The sequence below is a fragment of the Streptomyces sp. NPDC053076 genome, assembly GCF_044546845.1.
GTDB lineage: Bacteria > Actinomycetota > Actinomycetes > Streptomycetales > Streptomycetaceae > Streptomyces.
Genome location: NZ_JBITZL010000004.1, coordinates 797987 through 814178, shown reverse-complemented (window position 1 = coordinate 814178; position 16192 = coordinate 797987). Strand labels below are relative to the sequence as shown.

The 16192-nt window shown below is 71.2% G+C and carries 14 protein-coding genes; 4 read left to right on the top strand and 10 right to left on the bottom strand.

From position 1 onward, the window contains the following. Positions 1 to 15 precede the first annotated feature (15 nt). A complete protein-coding gene (locus tag ACIGYR_RS20930) occupies positions 16 to 267 on the bottom strand; it encodes a hypothetical protein (protein ID WP_391840263.1) in 252 nt (83 codons plus the stop codon). Continuing rightward, positions 264 to 1199: an SPFH domain-containing protein gene (locus ACIGYR_RS20925; RefSeq protein WP_391840265.1), complete on the bottom strand. Its 936-nt coding sequence runs from the start codon at positions 1197 to 1199 to the stop codon at positions 264 to 266. The genes ACIGYR_RS20930 and ACIGYR_RS20925 overlap by 4 nt, the downstream gene beginning before the upstream one ends. 213 nt (positions 1200 to 1412) lie before the next feature. On the opposite strand from ACIGYR_RS20925, the gene ACIGYR_RS20920 reads away from it, so the two are divergent. Further along, positions 1413 to 3803, top strand: a complete 2391-nt coding sequence (locus tag ACIGYR_RS20920; RefSeq protein ID WP_399597422.1) for a transglycosylase domain-containing protein — start codon at positions 1413 to 1415, stop codon at positions 3801 to 3803. A 66-nt stretch (positions 3804 to 3869) separates the two neighbouring features. On the opposite strand, the gene ACIGYR_RS20915 is transcribed toward ACIGYR_RS20920, so the two are convergent. The 4 genes from ACIGYR_RS20915 to ACIGYR_RS20900 form a co-directional block, all read right to left on the bottom strand. After that, positions 3870 to 5978: a SpoIIE family protein phosphatase gene (locus tag ACIGYR_RS20915; RefSeq protein WP_391840268.1), complete on the bottom strand. Its 2109-nt coding sequence runs from the start codon at positions 5976 to 5978 to the stop codon at positions 3870 to 3872. Between the two features lie 288 nt (positions 5979 to 6266). Further along, the gene (locus ACIGYR_RS20910) at positions 6267 to 6956 is read right to left on the bottom strand and encodes a DUF402 domain-containing protein (RefSeq protein ID WP_399597425.1); all 690 of its coding nucleotides are present in this window, start codon (positions 6954 to 6956) and stop codon (positions 6267 to 6269) included. Between the two features lie 84 nt (positions 6957 to 7040). After that, entirely contained in the window at positions 7041 to 8438 is a 1398-nt protein-coding gene (locus ACIGYR_RS20905; protein WP_399597428.1) for a class II fumarate hydratase, read from the bottom strand. 251 nt (positions 8439 to 8689) lie between these two features. Beyond that, the gene (locus tag ACIGYR_RS20900; protein ID WP_391840274.1) at positions 8690 to 10360 is read right to left on the bottom strand and encodes a fumarate hydratase; all 1671 of its coding nucleotides are present in this window, start codon (positions 10358 to 10360) and stop codon (positions 8690 to 8692) included. A gap of 320 nt (positions 10361 to 10680) precedes the next feature. Between ACIGYR_RS20900 and ACIGYR_RS20895 the strand changes: the two genes are divergently transcribed. After that, positions 10681 to 11370 (top strand): DUF1707 domain-containing protein, encoded by a 690-nt coding sequence (locus ACIGYR_RS20895; RefSeq protein WP_391840276.1) that lies wholly within the window; start codon positions 10681 to 10683, stop codon positions 11368 to 11370. A gap of 182 nt (positions 11371 to 11552) precedes the next feature. Beyond that, positions 11553 to 11927, top strand: a complete 375-nt coding sequence (locus ACIGYR_RS20890) for a WhiB family transcriptional regulator (protein ID WP_391840278.1) — start codon at positions 11553 to 11555, stop codon at positions 11925 to 11927. Positions 11928 to 12223: 296 nt separating this feature from the next. Here ACIGYR_RS20890 and glpX read toward each other — a convergent pair whose 3' ends face one another. Next, entirely contained in the window at positions 12224 to 13258 is a 1035-nt protein-coding gene (gene glpX, locus ACIGYR_RS20885; RefSeq protein ID WP_391840280.1) for a class II fructose-bisphosphatase, read from the bottom strand. A 128-nt stretch (positions 13259 to 13386) separates the two neighbouring features. On the opposite strand from glpX, the gene ACIGYR_RS20880 reads away from it, so the two are divergent. Beyond that, entirely contained in the window at positions 13387 to 13914 is a 528-nt protein-coding gene (locus ACIGYR_RS20880; RefSeq protein ID WP_391840282.1) for a DUF4245 domain-containing protein, read from the top strand. Positions 13915 to 13988: 74 nt separating this feature from the next. On the opposite strand, the gene ACIGYR_RS20875 is transcribed toward ACIGYR_RS20880, so the two are convergent. The 3 genes from ACIGYR_RS20875 to xseA all read right to left on the bottom strand — a co-directional run bounded on the left by ACIGYR_RS20875 (position 13989) and on the right by xseA (position 16163). Next, the gene (locus ACIGYR_RS20875; RefSeq protein ID WP_391840284.1) at positions 13989 to 14579 is read right to left on the bottom strand and encodes a malonic semialdehyde reductase; all 591 of its coding nucleotides are present in this window, start codon (positions 14577 to 14579) and stop codon (positions 13989 to 13991) included. Positions 14580 to 14721: 142 nt separating this feature from the next. Next, entirely contained in the window at positions 14722 to 14958 is a 237-nt protein-coding gene (locus ACIGYR_RS20870; RefSeq protein ID WP_391840286.1) for an exodeoxyribonuclease VII small subunit, read from the bottom strand. Continuing rightward, entirely contained in the window at positions 14955 to 16163 is a 1209-nt protein-coding gene (gene xseA, locus ACIGYR_RS20865; RefSeq protein ID WP_391840287.1) for an exodeoxyribonuclease VII large subunit, read from the bottom strand. The genes ACIGYR_RS20870 and xseA overlap by 4 nt, the downstream gene beginning before the upstream one ends. Positions 16164 to 16192 lie beyond the last annotated feature (29 nt).

Here is a 16192-nt window from a genome sequence, read left to right as displayed (position 1 = left end):
TCGGTAACGAGCCGTTCAGGCCGGCGGGGGTTCGGTGGCGGAGTCTTTGGGGGGCCGTCCCCGGCGCGGCAGCGGGCCCGTCTCCCGCGGCAGCCGTCCCGCCTCCGCCAGCGCCTTGCGCAGCACGAACTCGATCTGCGCGTTGGCCGACCGCAACTCGTCCCCGGCCCACCGGGCCAGCGCCTCGTACACCGACGGGTCCAGCCGCAGCAGCACCTGCTTGCGCTGCTGCGGCCCGCGCCGCGGAGTCTCCGCGGAATCCGTCACTGGTAGAGGGTTCCTGTGTTGAGGACCGGCTGCGGGGCGCGGTCCCCGCACAGCACGACCATCAGGTTCGACACCATCGCCGCCTTCCGCTCGTCGTCCAGCTCCACGATGTCCGCCTCCGCGATCCGTGCCAGCGCCGCCTCGACCATGCCCACGGCGCCGTCGACGATCTGCCGCCGTGCCGCGACGACCGCCCCCGCCTGCTGCCGCTGGAGCATCGCCGAGGCGATCTCGGGAGCGTACGCGAGGTGGGTGAAGCGCGACTCGATGACCCGCACCCCGGCCGCCTCCACCCGCGCCTGCAGTTCGACGGCCAGCTTCTCGGTGATCTCCTCGGCGTTGCCGCGCAGCGACAGGCCGTCCTCGTCATGGGCGTCGTACGGGTACTCGATGGCGATGTGCCGCACGGCCGTCTCGGTCTGCGTGGCGACGAACTCGGCGAAGTCGTCCACCTCGAACGTGGCCTGCGCGGTGTCCTGGACCTTCCACACCACGACCGCGGCCAGCTCGATCGGGTTGCCGTAGGCGTCGTTGACCTTCAGGACGGCGGTCTCGTGGTTGCGTACCCGGGTGGAGATCCGGGAGCGGGAGGTGAAGGGGTTCACCCAGCGCAGGCCGTCCTGCCGGATCGTGCCCCGGTAGCGCCCGAAGAGCTGGACGACTCTGGCCTCGCCCGGGGCGACCGTGTTCAGGCCGCGCATCGCGATCACGGCGGCGAGGAGGACGACGACACCGGCGACGGCGAGGCCGGCCTTGGCCCCACCGGCGGTGACCGTCCCGGCGGCGACGAACAGTGCGACGGCGGCGCCGATCCCGATCAGGCCGAGCAGCAGGGCGAGCCCGCCGCCGATGCTGTGGGCGGTGAACTCCCTGACCCGCGGGGCGGGCATCTCGGGGACGTCGGCGGTGGCGGCCGGCTCGGATGTGGACATAGGGACCCCCCGTGTGGAAGTGCTTAGCTCAGTTCTAGCTAAGTGATATCACTTTAAGCGGTCGAGCAACCCCGCGCCAGTGTCAGTCGTCGGTTCCGATGGGGCGGGTGCTGATTGTCACGTCCGTAAAAGAGCGGATCGGACGCCCTTTGTCATATAGACGGGTGTTAGCTTTCGGAGCTGACCCCAAGACGGAAGCGAGCGTAGGGACCCATGGGACGAGCGGAAGAGAGACGAGCGCGGCAGCGCGGTGGCCACCGCGCGGCGCCCAGGCGCCCCCGCTCCGCCCCCGAGGCCGGGAGCGCGCCGATGGCAGGCAGCGCGGCGACCGCCGGCGGCAGGCCCGCGGCCGGTGGTAAGCCCGCGGCCGGTGGTAAGCCGGCCAAGAGTCTCGTACGCCGGATATTCAGCTGGAAGAAGATCCTCGGGACCTTCTTCGGAGTGTGTCTGCTGGGCATCCTGGGCTTCATCGGCCTGTACCTGTACGTGGACGTCCCCGAGGGCAACGCCGCCGCCCAGCGGCAGAGCAACATCTACAAGTTCAGTGACGGAACGATCCTGGCCCGCGACGGCAAGGTCAACCGCGAGATCGTCGACCTCTCCAAGGTGCCCCGCAAGGTCCAGCTGACCTTCGTCGCGGCGGAGAACAAGAGCTTCTACCACGACTCCGGCGTCGACTTCAAAGGCACGGCCCGCGGCATCCTCAACACGCTCGCCGGCAAGGGCAAGCAGGGTGGTTCGACGATCACCCAGCAGTACGTCAAGAACTACTACCTGAACCAGGACCAGACCGTCACGCGCAAGCTGAAGGAGCTGGTCATCTCGTTGAAGGTGGACCGCGAGACGTCCAAGGACGACATCCTCGCCGGCTACATCAACACCAGCTACTACGGCCGCAACGCCTACGGCATCCAGGCCGCCGCCCAGGCGTATTACCACGTCGACGCCGAGGACCTCACGGTCCAGCAGGGCGCCTACCTCGCCTCCCTCCTCCAGGCACCCAGCCAGTACGACTGGGCCGTCGCCACCGACACCGGCAAGCGGCTGGTCACGGCACGCTGGAACTACGTCCTGGACAACATGGTCGAGGAGGGCTGGCTGCCCAAGGCCAAGCGCGACGCCATGAAGTTCCCGAAGCCGAAGGAACCCAAGGGCGCCCCGGGCCTCGACGGGCAGAAGGGCTACCTCGTCGATCTCGCCAACCAGCAGCTGGAACAACAGCTCATGGCGCAGCAGGGCCTGACGCAGTCGCAGGCCGAGAGCGCGGTCGTCGAGAACGGCTGGACCATCACCCTCAACATCGACCGGAAGAAGCAGGCGGCGCTGGAGAAGGCCGTCAAGACCGAGCTGACCGGCAAGCTCGACAAGAAGAAGCGCAAGGTCGACGGTGCCATCCAGCCCGGAGCGGTCTCCGTCGACCCCAGGACCGGGAAGATCCTCGCGCTCTACGGCGGTCAGAACTACTACGAGCACTACTACAACAACGCCACCCGCAAGGACTACCAGCCGGCCTCGACGTTCAAGCCGGTCATCCTCGCCGCCGCGCTGGAACAGAACGCCACCACGCAGGACGGCAAGCCGATCGCGGCCGACACGCTCTACGACGGCACCAGCCGCCGCCAGGTCCTGGACCACGGCACCAAGGTCGGCTTCGCCCCGCCGAACGAGGACGACGTCGACTACGACGACATCACCGTGCAGCAGGCCATGAACAAGTCCGTCAACTCCGTCTTCGCGCAGATGGGTGTGGACGTGGGCATGGACAAGGTGATGAGCACGGCCGGCAAGCTCGGCATGGACACCAAGGGCATGCAGGCGGTGCCCGCCCAGACGCTGGGCTCGATGGGGGCCAGCCCGCTGGAGATGGCCGGGATCTACGCCACCTTCGCCAACCACGGCGCCAAGGTGACCCCGAGCATCCTCAAGTCGGCGGAGAAGAAGGACGGCACGGCGGACATCCCGGACCCGATCGGCGGCCAGGTGATCAGCCGCACGGCCGCCGACACGGTCACCTCGGTGCTCACCGGTGTGGTGGACGACGGTACGGCCAAGCTCTCGGTGGCCAGCAACCCGCTGCGCGACGGCCAGCAGGTGGCGGGCAAGACCGGCACCTCCGACGAGAACAAGTCGGCCTGGTTCACCGGCTACACCCCCGACTTGGTCACCTCCGTCGGCCTGTTCGGCGAGGACCCCAAGACCAGGGCCCATGTGTCCATGAAGGGCGCGACCGGCCTGATCAAGCCGCCCGGCCGGATCAACGGCGGCGGCTACCCGGCGGAGATCTGGGCCGGTTACACCTTCGGTGTGACGGACCGGGCGGAGTTCGACCTGAACACCACGCAGGGCGCTGCCGTCGAACCGACCGAGACGCCGACGTGGACGCACACCCCGAGCCAGACGCCGTCACAGACCCCGAGCAGCGAGCCGCCGACCTCGCACACTCCGTCGCAGACGCCGTCCCGGACGCCGTCCCAGACGCCGCCGTCGCAGAGCCCCTCGCAGACGCCGTCCCAGACGCCTTCCAGCGAGCCGCCGACGTCCCCCGGCACGGAGGACCCGCTCGACCCCGAGGACGACTTCGGCCAGTTGGGGCAGGACCAGTAGGGGCACACCGCAAGGGGCGCCCGGAGTGATCCGGGCGCCCCTTCCGGCGTCGTCAGGTGACCGGACTCAGCCCCGGTTCAGCTCGAACCAGACCACCTTGCCGGTGCTCAGCCGGGTCGCACCCCAGCGCCGGGCCAGCCTGTTGACCAGGTACAGGCCGCGCCCGCCCTCGTCCGTGGCCCGGGCCTGCCGCAGCCGCGGCAGCTGCGGCACGTCGTCGCCGACCTCGCAGCGCAGCACGTCCGTGCGCAGCAGCCGCAGCGTCACCGGCCGCGACGCGTACCGCACGGCGTTCGTCACGACCTCGCTGACCAGCAGCTCCACCGAGTCAGACAGCTCCTCCAGGTTCCAGCGGGCGAGCGCCCGCCGGGCCAGCCGGCGGGCCTGGCCGGGGGCCGTCTCCTCCGGCTCCAGCGTCCAGTACGCGACATCGCTCGGCGCGATCCCGTCGAACCGGGCCGCGAGCAGCGCGATGTCGTCGTCCCGGTCGCCCGGCCCGAGCATGTCCAGCACCTCGTCGCACAGCGCCTCCAGCGGCGGCGGATGGTCGGGGCCGGTCAGCTGGGCGGTCGCGGCGAGCTTCTCCCGCAACTGCTCTATGCCGGTCCACACGTCCCGCAGCCGGGACTCCACCAGCCCGTCGGTGTACAGCAGCAGGGTGGCCCCGGCGGGCGCGTCCAGCTCCACCGCCTCGAAGTCGACCCCGCCGACCCCGATCGGCGCGCCGGGCGGCACCCGGAGCACCTCGGCCCGCCCGCCCAGATGCAGCAGCACGGGCGGCGGATGCCCGGCGTTGGCGATCGTGATGCGGTGCGTGACCGGGTCGTAGACGGCGTACAGACAGGTCGCCATGCGGTCGGTGCCCAGGCGCTGCGCCTGCTCATCCAGATGGTGCAGCACCTCCTGCGGCGGCAGATCGAGTCCGGCCAGCGTCTGCGCGGTGGTGCGCAGCTGGCCCATGATCGCCGCCGAGGTCATGGAGTGGCCCATGACATCCCCGACCACCAGCGCGACCCGGCTGCCGGGCAGCGGGATCGCGTCGTACCAGTCGCCGCCGACCCGCGCGGTCTCCGCGGCCGGCAGGTACCGGGAGGCCAGCCGGACACCGGTCGGCCGCGGCAGGGTCTCGGGGAGCATGGTGCGCTGAAGCTCGTCGGCGATGTACGCCTCCCGGCCGTACAGCACCGCCTTGTCGATGCCGAGCGCGCTGTGCGTGGCCAGCTGGGCGGCCACCAGCAGGTCGTCCGCCTCGAACGCGAGCCGCTCCGGGCGGCGCAGGAAGAGGGCCGCGCCGATCACCCGGCGTCGGCCGCGCAGCGGGGCGAGGATGGCGTGCTGCCCGTCCGGTACGACGGCCTCGCCGCCCTCGCCGAGCAGTTCGGGCAGCGCGGCCCGGGCGGCGGGCGCGTCGGCGAACACCGGCCGCACCCCGCGCAGCACCTCGTTCAGCGCGCCGCCCGGCCGCACCTCGCACAGCTCCGTGGTGAGCGTCGAAAGATCGGCCAGCGCGGACGGTTCCGCATCCGGCTCGAACGCCGCCGGCAGCAGCACCCCCTCGGTGTCCCGCTCCTCCGGGATCCGGTCGGTGCGGCGCAGCCGCAGCACCACCGGGCCGGTGGGCCGCTCGTCGCCGACCGGCAGCGGGTCGCGCAGATAGACCAGGATCGCGTCCGAGAACGTCGGCACGGTGGCCCGGCAGAGCCCCATCACGATCTCGTCCAGGTCGATCCCGCGGGCGATCCGCCGGGTGGCCGCGCCCACGAACCTGAGCCGGTCCCCGTCCCGCCGCATGGGCATCGGACGCCCGGGCGGGAGTCCGCGCCCGGTACGGCGCTCCTCAGCGCTGGGCGTGCGCTCCTGCTCGGCGCCGGGCTGCGCCGGGATGCCCTCCGGCGCGGGGCGCGGGCGATGGGCGCCGGGTTCGGTGGTGGCGGGCTGGGCGTGCTCGGGGCCGCCCACCGGGTGCTCCTTCCCCATGCCGTCCTTTCCCTTGCCACGAGGCGTGGCCGTGCCCGGGCCCGAGGGCGTCGTGTCGGCCCGGGCCTGCACGGGTAAGGCCGGGCTGCCGAGCTGCTTGGAGGTATGCAGGAGCGCCCCGCGGGCGTCCGCGGGGTCGACGCCCGGCTGGGGGCGTTCGAAGGAGGTGGGCTGCTCCGTCACGCGTGTCGCATCCATCCGTCCGGGGCTGTGCGCCGGGTGCGCCGGGCGCACAGTTGGTCCCGCCGAAGTCCCGATACCCGCAATACGTGCCCCAGGAACGGAATTCCCGCGGGGTCGGAGGTTGTTCCGCTGCCGTTCGCGCAGCCGCCGCTCTTCGCGGTGGTGCCGCCCTCGTACCCCTCGCTCACGTCCTGCCGCCCCTCGGTGACGATCGGTCAAGCCCGGCAGGTGCGCCGGGAGTTGCGCTAACGCCCCTTGCGGAGGACGATCCTACGTTTCATGCCCTGGGGCGCATCAAGGGTCTCATGAGGACATGTGCGCGGGTGTGCGGTCCCAGTCCCCGGGGAGAGAAGGTACCGCCCAGGACGGGTCCGGGCGCCAGTGCTGCCAGCCGTCGCAGAACGGCGGCCCCCACGCGCGGATCTCCTCCACCGCCTCCTGGCCTGCCGCCCGCACCCGGCGGGCGGTCGCCGCGTCCATCAGCCCGTCCCGCTGGGCCTGCGCGAACTCGTCCTCGTCGCGCCAGTGCCAACTGCGGTCCGGGTGGACGGAGATGTCCAGGAAGTGGTCCTCGGAGTCCACGCCGGCCGCCCAGCGGGCCAGCGGCTGTTCCAGGTTCACGTACCAGTTCTTGAACTGCCAGCCCGGATCCCAGAACAGCCACACCGACCAGGGCCGGCCGGGCCGGGCCAGCTTCAGCACGCCCGTGCCGAACCAGCGGTCCCGCGCGACCGTGCGCGGCTTGGTGTAGCGGGACTCCAGCGGTTCCTGGTGCACGGGCGTGCCGTCGGCCAGGACCGGTCTCACGCACTCGGTGCCGGGGGCCAGCCACACCGCCAGCAGCTCGGCGTCGTCGCGTACGACGGTGACGGGCCGGGCGATGTGGTAGTGCGCGCCCCCGTTCTCCCGGTAGCGCCACAGGATGGGTGTCCCGGGGGTCCAGTGCGTCGCGCGCCCCGCCGCCACTCGTGTCATCGCTCCGTCGTCCGCCATGCACAGATATTAGGTGCCACGGGCATACGACGCTGCGGTGTGTGTCACGGCGTCCCGGGGGTGGCCGGAAAGGTTCGCTCCCGGTTACGGGTGTGTCATCCGCAGGACATCCAGCGCCTCGTCGAGCTGTTCCGGCGTCAGATCGCCGCGCTCCACGTAGCCGCCCTCCAGGACGACTTCACGGATCGTCTTCCGCTCGGCGAGGGACTTCTTGGCGACCTTCGCGGCCTCCTCGTAGCCGATGTACTTGTTCAGCGGGGTCACCACGGACGGGGACGACTCGGCGTACTCGCGGGTGCGTTCGCGGTCGGCGGTGATGCCGTCCACCGTCCGGTCGGCCAGCAGCCGCGACACGTTGGCGAGCAGCCGGATCGATTCCAGGACGTTCTTGGCGATGACCGGGAGCATGACGTTCAGCTCGAAGTTTCCGGCGGCACCGGCCGTGGTGATGGTGGCGTCGTTGCCGATGACCTGGGCGGCGACCATCAGTACGGCCTCGGGGACGACCGGGTTGACCTTGCCCGGCATGATCGAGGAGCCGGGCTGGAGGTCGGGCAGCCGGATCTCGGCCAGGCCGGTGCGCGGCCCGGACGACATCCAGCGCAGATCGTTGGCGATCTTCGTCAGGCCGACCGCGATGGTCCGCAGCTGACCGCTGGTCTCCACGATGCCGTCCCGGGCGCCCTGTGCCTCGAAGTGGTCACGGGCCTCGGTCAGCGGCAGACCGGTGACCCGGGCGACCTCCTCGATGACGGCGGCGGAGAATCCGGGCGGGGTGTTGATGCCGGTGCCGACCGCCGTGCCGCCCAGCGGCAGCTCGGCCAGCCGGGGCAGCGAGGCGCGCAGCCGCTCGACGCCGTACCGCACCTGGGCCGCGTACCCGCCGAACTCCTGGCCCAGCGTGACCGGCGTGGCGTCCATCAGGTGCGTACGCCCGGACTTCACCACGTCGGTGAACTCCTCGGACTTGCGCTCCAGGGACACGGCGAGGTGCTCCAGGGCCGGGATCAGGTCGTGGGTGACGGCCGCGGTCGCCGCGATGTGGATGGAGGACGGGAAGACGTCGTTGGACGACTGCGAGGCGTTCACATGGTCGTTGGGGTGCACGTCACGGCCGAGCCGCTCGGTGGCCAGCGTCGCGACGACCTCGTTGGTGTTCATGTTGGACGACGTCCCGGAGCCCGTCTGGAACACGTCCACCGGGAAGTGCTCGTCCCACTTCCCCGCGGCGACCTCGCCGGCCGCCTCCTGGATCGCCTCCGCGACCTCCTTGTCCAGCACACCCAGCTCGGCGTTCACCTTCGCCGCCGCCGCCTTGACGCGGGCGAGGGCCTGGATGTGCGCCCGCTCGATGCGCTGCCCGGAGACCGGGAAGTTCTCGACGGCACGCTGCGTCTGCGCCCGCCATTTGGCATGGGCCGGCACCCGGACCTCGCCCATCGAGTCGTGCTCGATCCGGTACTGCGGCTCTTCGGTCGTCATCGTCGTACCTCCGAAAACGTGAGCGGGTGTCGCGGCACGCGTATTCCCCGTCTGACCACCCGTCAGTACACACCGCGGGTGCCACCAGCCGCGGGGAGGTGACGTGCAGCGTGTCGGGGCGCCGCGGGCTCGTCCGGCGGCTCCGGATCCGGACCGGTCGGTGAGGTCGCCGGATCCACGTGCCGGGCGGGAAGAAGGAGGGCCCCCCGGCGCGTGCCGAGGGGCCCGGAGGGCTTCAAGGGGACGGCGGGTCAGGCGAGGCCGGGGCCCCGCACCGGAATGGACGTGAACGTCGGCTGCGGGGCCGGGTCCTGGAAGAAGTCGTTGCCCTTGTCGTCCACCACGATGAACGCCGGGAAGTCCTCGACCTCGATCTTCCAGACGGCCTCCATGCCCAGCTCCTCGTACTCCAGGACCTCCACCTTCTTGATGCAGTCCTGGGCGAGACGGGCGGCCGGGCCGCCGATGGAGCCGAGGTAGAAGCCGCCGTGGGCGTCGCACGCGTCGGTGACCTGCTTGCTGCGGTTGCCCTTGGCGAGCATCACCTTGGAGCCGCCCGCGGCCTGGAACTGCTCCACGTAGGAGTCCATGCGGCCGGCCGTCGTCGGGCCGAAGGAACCGGACGCGTAGCCCTCGGGGGTCTTCGCCGGGCCGGCGTAGTACACCGGGTGGTCCTTCAGGTACTGCGGCATCTCCTCGCCCGCGTCCAGCCGCTCCTTGATCTTGGCGTGCGCGATGTCCCGGGCCACGACCAGCGGGCCGGTCAGCGACAGCCGGGTCTTGACCGGGTACTTCGTCAGCTCGGCGAGGATCGTGTCCATCGGCTGGTTCAGGTCGATCCTGACGACGTCCGAGGACTCGTCCAGGTGCTCCTCCGTCGTCTCCGGCAGGAAGCGCGCCGGGTCCGTCTCCAGCTGCTCCAGGAAGACACCCTCGGCGGTGATCTTGGCGACGGCCTGCCGGTCGGCGGAGCAGGAGACGGCGATGGCGACCGGGCAGGAGGCGCCGTGGCGGGGGAGGCGGACCACACGGACGTCGTGGCAGAAGTACTTGCCACCGAACTGCGCGCCGATGCCGATCTTCTGGGTCAGCTCGAAGACCTTCTGCTCCAGGTCCTTGTCCCGGAAGCCGTGGCCGAGTTCCGAGCCCTCCGCCGGGATCTCGTCCAGGTAGTGCGCGGAGGCGTACTTCGCGGTCTTCAGCGCGTACTCGGCGCTCGTGCCGCCGACGACGATCGCCAGGTGGTACGGCGGGCAGGCGGCCGTACCGAGCGAGCGGATCTTCTCCTCCAGGAACTTCATCATGGAGGACTCGTTCAGGACGGCCTTCGTCTCCTGGTACAGGAACGACTTGTTGGCCGAGCCGCCGCCCTTCGCCATGAACAGGAACTTGTAGGCGCCGCCGTCGGTGGCGTACAGCTCGATCTGGGCCGGCAGGTTGGAGCCGGTGTTCTTCTCCTCCCACATGGTGAGCGGAGCCATCTGCGAGTAGCGCAGGTTGAGCCTGGTGTAGGCGTCGTAGATGCCGTGCGAGAGGTGCTTCTCGTCCCCGCCCTCGGTGAGGACGTTCTGCCCGCGCTTGCCCATGACGATCGCGGTGCCGGTGTCCTGGCACATCGGCAGCACACCGGCCGCCGCGATGTTCGCGTTCTTCAGCAGGTCCAGCGCGACGAACTTGTCGTTGCCCGACGCCTCCGGGTCGTCGATGATCCGGCGCAGCTGCGCGAGGTGGGCGGGGCGCAGGTAGTGCTGGATGTCGTGGATGGCCTCCTCCGCCAGCTTGCGCAGCGCCTCCGGCTCCACCTTGAGGAACGTCCGGCCGTCCGGTCCCTCGACCGTGGAGACGCCCTCGGAGGTCACCAGCCGGTAGGGGGTGGTGTCCTCTCCCTGGGGGAGCAGATCGGTGTACGCGAACTCAGGCATCGCAGCCCATTCCTCACTCTACGGACGGCTGCCCGCCGACGCTGGCGGGCCTCACCAGCGTAGAACCTGCCGTCGGCGGCGAACCTGTGAGGTAAGGCTCAGTCCGGGCAACCGCGTCACCACGGCGGCGGGACGAGGTATAGATCGGCCCGGGGACCGCGCTACCACGGCGGCGCGGCGGCGCGGCGGCGGGACGAGGCAAGGACCGGCCCGGGAACCGTGTCATCACGGCGGCGGAGGCAAGGCTCGGTCCGGGGGAACCTCGCGTCGCCTCGGCGGCGGGGGTGTCGCGATCTATCGTGTTTGGGTACGCTGCTGCCGTGGACCTTCAGAAGCAGACCGCACCCACACCCGCGCACGAGCTGCGCGCCTCGGACGCCGACCGTGACCGGGTCGCCGACATCCTCCGTGAGGCCCTGGCCGAGGGCCGGCTGACCGCCGACGAGCACGCCGAGCGCGTGGACGGGGTCCTGAACGCCAAGACGGTGGGTGAACTGGAGGTCTTCGTCCGGGACCTGCCCGCGGCCCACCGGCGCGCCGCCGCCTCCGCCTACACGCCCGCCCCGCCTCGCCCCGACCCGGGCGCGATCCCGGCGGAGGCCGACGCCAACGTGGTCGCGGTGTTCAGCAGCGCGATGCGCCGGGGCCGCTGGCGTGCCGGGCGCCGGCTGCACGCGTACGCGATCTTCGGCAGTGTCGAGATCGACCTCAGCGAGGCGATCTTCGAGTACCAGCAGGTGGTGATCAAGGCGGTCTCCGTCTTCGGTGACGTGCAGATCCGCGTCCCGGAGAACATATCGCTGCGCGGCACCGGGGGCGGTGTGCTCGGCAACTTCGAGGTGAGCCCGCTGGACTCGGTGGACTCCGACGCGCCGGTCGTCTACGTCGACGGCTGGGCCGTCCTCGGCAACGTCGAGGCACGGCCCAAGCGCGGCAAGGTCGTGGCGGACATCCTGGATCGCGTCCAGGACAAGGTCGACCGGAAGCTGCGCAAACACCTGGGCCATTGACGGTCGCGCATCGGACGGTGGCCGGAGACCGGAGCGGCCTGTCCCTGCGGTGACACCGGGGCGGGGGGAGTGCGCGAGCCGCCGCGCGCCTGCGAAGGGAAACTCTGTGCATAGGCGCGCGCACAGCGGGTAGGGCTTGCTGCATCGTCTCTCGCTCGCGAAGCCGTCGTCAGGAGTAGACCGTGCTGCAATCGCCGCATTCGTCCCTGCAGGTAGCTGCCGTTCCAGCCCCGCGGGTGCCAGCGCGAGACAGGGACCAAGACGCACCCTGGCACACCGAAGCCGTGTGCCGGCGCGACGAGGCCGGCCTGTTCTTCGCCCCGTCGAAGGAGCCGACCGCCGCCCGCCTGTCCCGCGAGGAGGCGGCCAAGCGCGTCTGCTCCGGCTGCCCGGTCATGGTCGAGTGCCGCGAACACGCGCTCCTCCAGCCCGAGCCCTACGGCGTCTGGGGCGGCCTCACGGCGGCCGAACGCCGGGTGGTCCTGGCGAGGCGCCGCCGGCGGGAGATGGAGCTGAAGAAGACGGCGCGGGCGGCGGCGAACCGCATGGCGGGTTAGTACGGGAGGCGGGCGCCCCCTCCGCACCTGGGGCGCCTGCCGGCCAACGGGACGCGGGGGCCGCGTCCGGCATTCGCCTTCGCCGGGCGGGCCGAGCCAACACTTCGCCGCGCGGTCCCGACACTTCGCCGCGCGGTCCCGACGCTTTGCCGCTCGGCCCCGACAGTCGCCGGGCGGACCCGACACTTCGCTCCCGACAGGTCCTCGGGCGGTCCCGGCACTTCGCCGGGCGGCCCGACGGGTTGCGGCGGACCCCCGCTCGCCGGACGGACTCCGCCGCCCCCCGGTGACGGGCGCTACTTGGCCCGGTCGAAATCGATCGCGCTGTAGGCCCGCAGCTTGCTCAGCCGGTGCTCGGAGTCGATCCTGCGCACCGTCCCCGACTTCGACCGCATCACGATCGACTCGGTCAGCGCCTTCTCGGGCCGGTACCGGACACCCCGCAGCAGCTCGCCGTCGGTGATGCCGGTCGCCACGAAGAACACGTTCTCCCCGGACACCAGGTCGTCCGTGGTGAGCACCCGGTCCAGATCGTGCCCGGCGTCGATCGCCCGCTGCCGCTCCTCGTCGTCCTTCGGCCACAGCTTGCCCTGGATGGTTCCGCCCAGGCACTTCACGGCGCAGGCCGAGATGATGCCCTCGGGGGTGCCGCCGATGCCGAGCAGCAGGTCGACGCCGGTGCCCTCGCGCAGCGCGTACACCGAGCCGGCGACGTCGCCGTCGGAGATCAGCTTGATGCGCGCACCGGCCTCCCGGACCTCCCGGATCAGACCCTCGTGCCGCGGCCGGTCGAGGATGACGACGGTGACGTCCTCCGGCGTGACCTTCTTCGCCTTGGCGATCCGCTTGATGTTCACGGCCACGGGCGCGTCGATGTCGACGAAGTCGGCCGCCTCGGGACCGGTGACCAGCTTGTCCATGTAGAACACGGCGGACGGGTCGAACATCGCGCCACGCTCGGCGGCGGCGAGGACGGCGATCGCGTTCGGCATGCCCTTGGCCGTCAGCGTGGTGCCGTCGATCGGGTCGACGGCGATGTCGACCTCGGGGCCGGTGCCGTCGCCCACGCGCTCCCCGTTGAAGAGCATCGGGGCCTCGTCCTTCTCGCCCTCGCCGATGACGACCACGCCGTTCATCGACACGGTGGAGACGAGGGTCCGCATGGCACGCACCGCGGCGCCGTCGGCGCCGTTCTTGTCGCCGCGCCCCACCCAGCGGCCCGCGGCCATCGCGGCGGCTTCGGTCACCCGGACGAGTTCCAGGGCGAGGTTGCGGTCGGGAGCCTCGGAGGGAACATCGAGCTCGGACGGCAGGTGATGATTTTCGGTCATCGGAGCGCACCTTTCTGATACGACGACGGCCGGATGAGGGTCTAGGACCCTGACTCTATCGTTAGGCAGACAAAATGAGCAGGGGACCCCACGGATGAGCACCTGGGGCACCTGCGACGATAGAGGGCGTGGCAGGTTCGAACGGCAAGCAGAAGACGGCCCGGGACATGATCCTCTCCCTGGCCCTGATCGGCATCGCGGCGGCGGTCGTCTATTTCCTCAGCATCCCGCGCGACGATCACGCCCCCGACCTCAAGCGGGTCGACTACCGGGTCGAGCTGCTCACGGCCCGGCGCGCGGCGAGCTATCCGGTGGCCGCCCCCGAGGGTCTGCCGAGTACCTGGAAGGCGACCTCCGTGCGCTTCCAGGGGGAGAAGTCCGACCGCTGGCACCTGGGCTTCCAGACCCCGGACGGCCAGTACGTGCAGGTCGAGCAGTCCAGGCAGAAGCGCGCCGACTTCATCGACCAGGCCAGCCAGGGCGGGTCGGAGACGAAGCGCACCGAGCGGATCGACGGCCGTACCTGGACCCGCTGCACCGGCGGGCGGTACGACGCCCTGGTCCTGCGGGACACTCCCGGCTCCACGACGGTGGTGGCCGGCACCGGCTCCTTCGAGGAGCTGACGAAGATGGTGGCGGCGCTGAAGATGCGGTGATCCGCGCGCGGCACACACGAAGAGGCCCCCGGCGGTGCTGGGGGCCTCTTGGTGTGTGCGGGGTGTCCGCGCCGTCAGACGGTCGTGACGACGTCCTCGTACGCCAGGCGCGGCGAGCGCGGGTACCAGGCGTCCGGGCCCGGGCGGCCGATGTTGACGACCATCAGGGGGGTGTGGTCGTCGTCGAGGAACTCCTTGCGGACGCCCTCGAAGTCGAAGCCGGTCATCGGGCCGGCGGCCAGGCCGGCGGCGCGGACGCCGACGATGAAGTAGGCGGCCTGAAGGGCCGCGTTCAGCGCGGCGGAGCCCTCACGGGCCGGGCGCTCGGCGAAGAAGAGGTCCTTGGCCTGCGGGAACGCCGGGAACAGGGCGGGCAGCTCCTCGTGGAACTCGTTGTCCGCGGAGAGGATCGCGACCAGCGGGGCGGCGGCGGTCTTGGCCCGGTTGCCCTCGGCCAGGTGACCGACCAGGCGCTCGCGGGCCTCGGGGGAGCGGACCAGGGTGATGCGCAGCGGGGTCTGGTTGAAGGCGGTGGGGCCGTACTTGACCAGGTCGTAGATCGCCTGGACCTGCTCCTCGGTCACCGGCTCGTCGGTGAAGGTGTTCGCGGTACGGGCCTCGCGGAACAGCAGGTCCTGGGCGGCGGGGTCAAGAACGAGAGACATGCGTGACTTCCTCGGACGCGCGTCCGGCCCGGGTGTCCGGACCGGCTGACTGCACCGACCGTACGCCACGCTAGGTTTAAGTTTCAACTAAAACCGGGGTGTGGTGATCCGCTTCACAGGCTCCGTGTTCCGGTACCCCGGCCTACTCGCCGTCCTCCTCGGCCGCTTCCTCCGCGTCCTCCTCGGCCAGTGCCGCGTCCAGCCGGGCCCGGGCCCCCTCCAGCCAGCGCCGGCACACCTTGGCCAGCTCCTCGCCGCGCTCCCACAGCGCGAGGGACTCCTCCAGCGACGTACCGCCCGCCTCCAGGCGTCGTACGACCTCGATCAGCTCGTCCCGCGCCTGCTCGTACGAGAGAGCCTCGTCCACCTTGCTCGTCATTCGCCCACCTTCACTGTGAATTCACCGTCGGCGACGCGGGCCCGCAGCGCCTCGCCCGCCGTCACCTCGGCCGGATCGCGCACCACGTGCCCGTCCGTCCGTTGCAGCACCGCGTAACCGCGCCGGAGCGTCGCCGCGGGGGACAGGGCCACCACGCGCGCGTGCGTGTGCGTCAGCTCCGAGTCCGCGCGGTCCAGCAGGTGCCCGAGGGTCCGCCGGCCGCGGTCGAGCAGCGAGGAGACGTGGTCCGCGCGCTCGTCGAGCATCCGGTGCGGATCCTCCATCGAGGGCCGCGCCAGCGCGTGCGCCAGCCCGCGTTCCTCCCGCTCCACGAACGCCGCCATGCAGCGCCGCGCCCGGTCCCGCAGCATCCGCACCCGCTCCAGCTCCTCGCCGACGTCCGGGACGACCTTCTTGGCCGCGTCCGTCGGCGTGGAGGCGCGCAGATCGGCGACGTGGTCCAGCAGCGGATTGTCCGGCTCGTGCCCGATCGCCGACACGACGGGCGTCCGGCACTCGGCCACGGCCCGCACCAGCTGCTCGTCGGAGAAGGGCAGCAGGTCCTCGACGCTGCCGCCGCCGCGCGCGACGATGATCACGTCGACCTCGTCGATCGCGTCGAGCTCCTTGACGGCCTGCACGACCTGCGGGACGGCGTGCACGCCCTGCACGGGGACGTTGCGCACCTCGAAGCGGACGGCGGGCCAGCGGTGCCGGGCGTTCTCCAGCACGTCCCGCTCCGCGGCGGAGGCCCGGCCGCACACCAGCCCGATCAGCTGCGGCAGGAACGGCAGCGGCTTCTTGCGCTCCGGCGCGAACAGGCCCTCGGCGGCGAGCGCCTTCTTCAGCTGCTCCAGCCGGGCCAGCAGCTCGCCGACGCCGACCGGCTTTATCTCCGCGGCGCGCAGCGACAGCTGGCCCCGGGGCGCGTACCACTCCGGCTTGGCCAGGACGACCACACGGGCGCCCTCGCCGACGACGTCCGCTACCGCGTCGAACACCTGGCGATAGCAGGTCACGCTGACGGAGATGTCGTACGACGGGTCGCGCAGCGTGAGGAACACGACGCCGGCACCGGGGCGGCGCGACAACTGCGTGATCTGCCCCTCGACCCACACCGCGCCGAGCCGGTCGATCCAGCCCCCGATGAGCCGCGACACCTCGCCTACGGGCAGGGGGGACTGCGGGGACGTGTTGACAGCCATGCGGCGAGCCTAACGGCCGGGACCGACAG

Coding starts and splice junctions, on each gene's coding strand:
- ACIGYR_RS20925 (WP_391840265.1), bottom strand. CDS start 1,199: ATGTCCACATCCGAGCCGGCCGCCACCGCCGACGTCCCCGAGATGCCC.
- ACIGYR_RS20920 (WP_399597422.1), top strand. CDS start 1,413: ATGGGACGAGCGGAAGAGAGACGAGCGCGGCAGCGCGGTGGCCACCGC.
- ACIGYR_RS20915 (WP_391840268.1), bottom strand. CDS start 5,978: ATGGATGCGACACGCGTGACGGAGCAGCCCACCTCCTTCGAACGCCCC.
- ACIGYR_RS20910 (WP_399597425.1), bottom strand. CDS start 6,956: ATGGCGGACGACGGAGCGATGACACGAGTGGCGGCGGGGCGCGCGACG.
- ACIGYR_RS20905 (WP_399597428.1), bottom strand. CDS start 8,438: ATGACGACCGAAGAGCCGCAGTACCGGATCGAGCACGACTCGATGGGC.
- ACIGYR_RS20900 (WP_391840274.1), bottom strand. CDS start 10,360: ATGCCTGAGTTCGCGTACACCGATCTGCTCCCCCAGGGAGAGGACACC.
- glpX (WP_391840280.1), bottom strand. CDS start 13,258: ATGACCGAAAATCATCACCTGCCGTCCGAGCTCGATGTTCCCTCCGAG.
- ACIGYR_RS20875 (WP_391840284.1), bottom strand. CDS start 14,579: ATGTCTCTCGTTCTTGACCCCGCCGCCCAGGACCTGCTGTTCCGCGAG.
- ACIGYR_RS20870 (WP_391840286.1), bottom strand. CDS start 14,958: ATGACGAGCAAGGTGGACGAGGCTCTCTCGTACGAGCAGGCGCGGGAC.
- xseA (WP_391840287.1), bottom strand. CDS start 16,163: ATGGCTGTCAACACGTCCCCGCAGTCCCCCCTGCCCGTAGGCGAGGTG.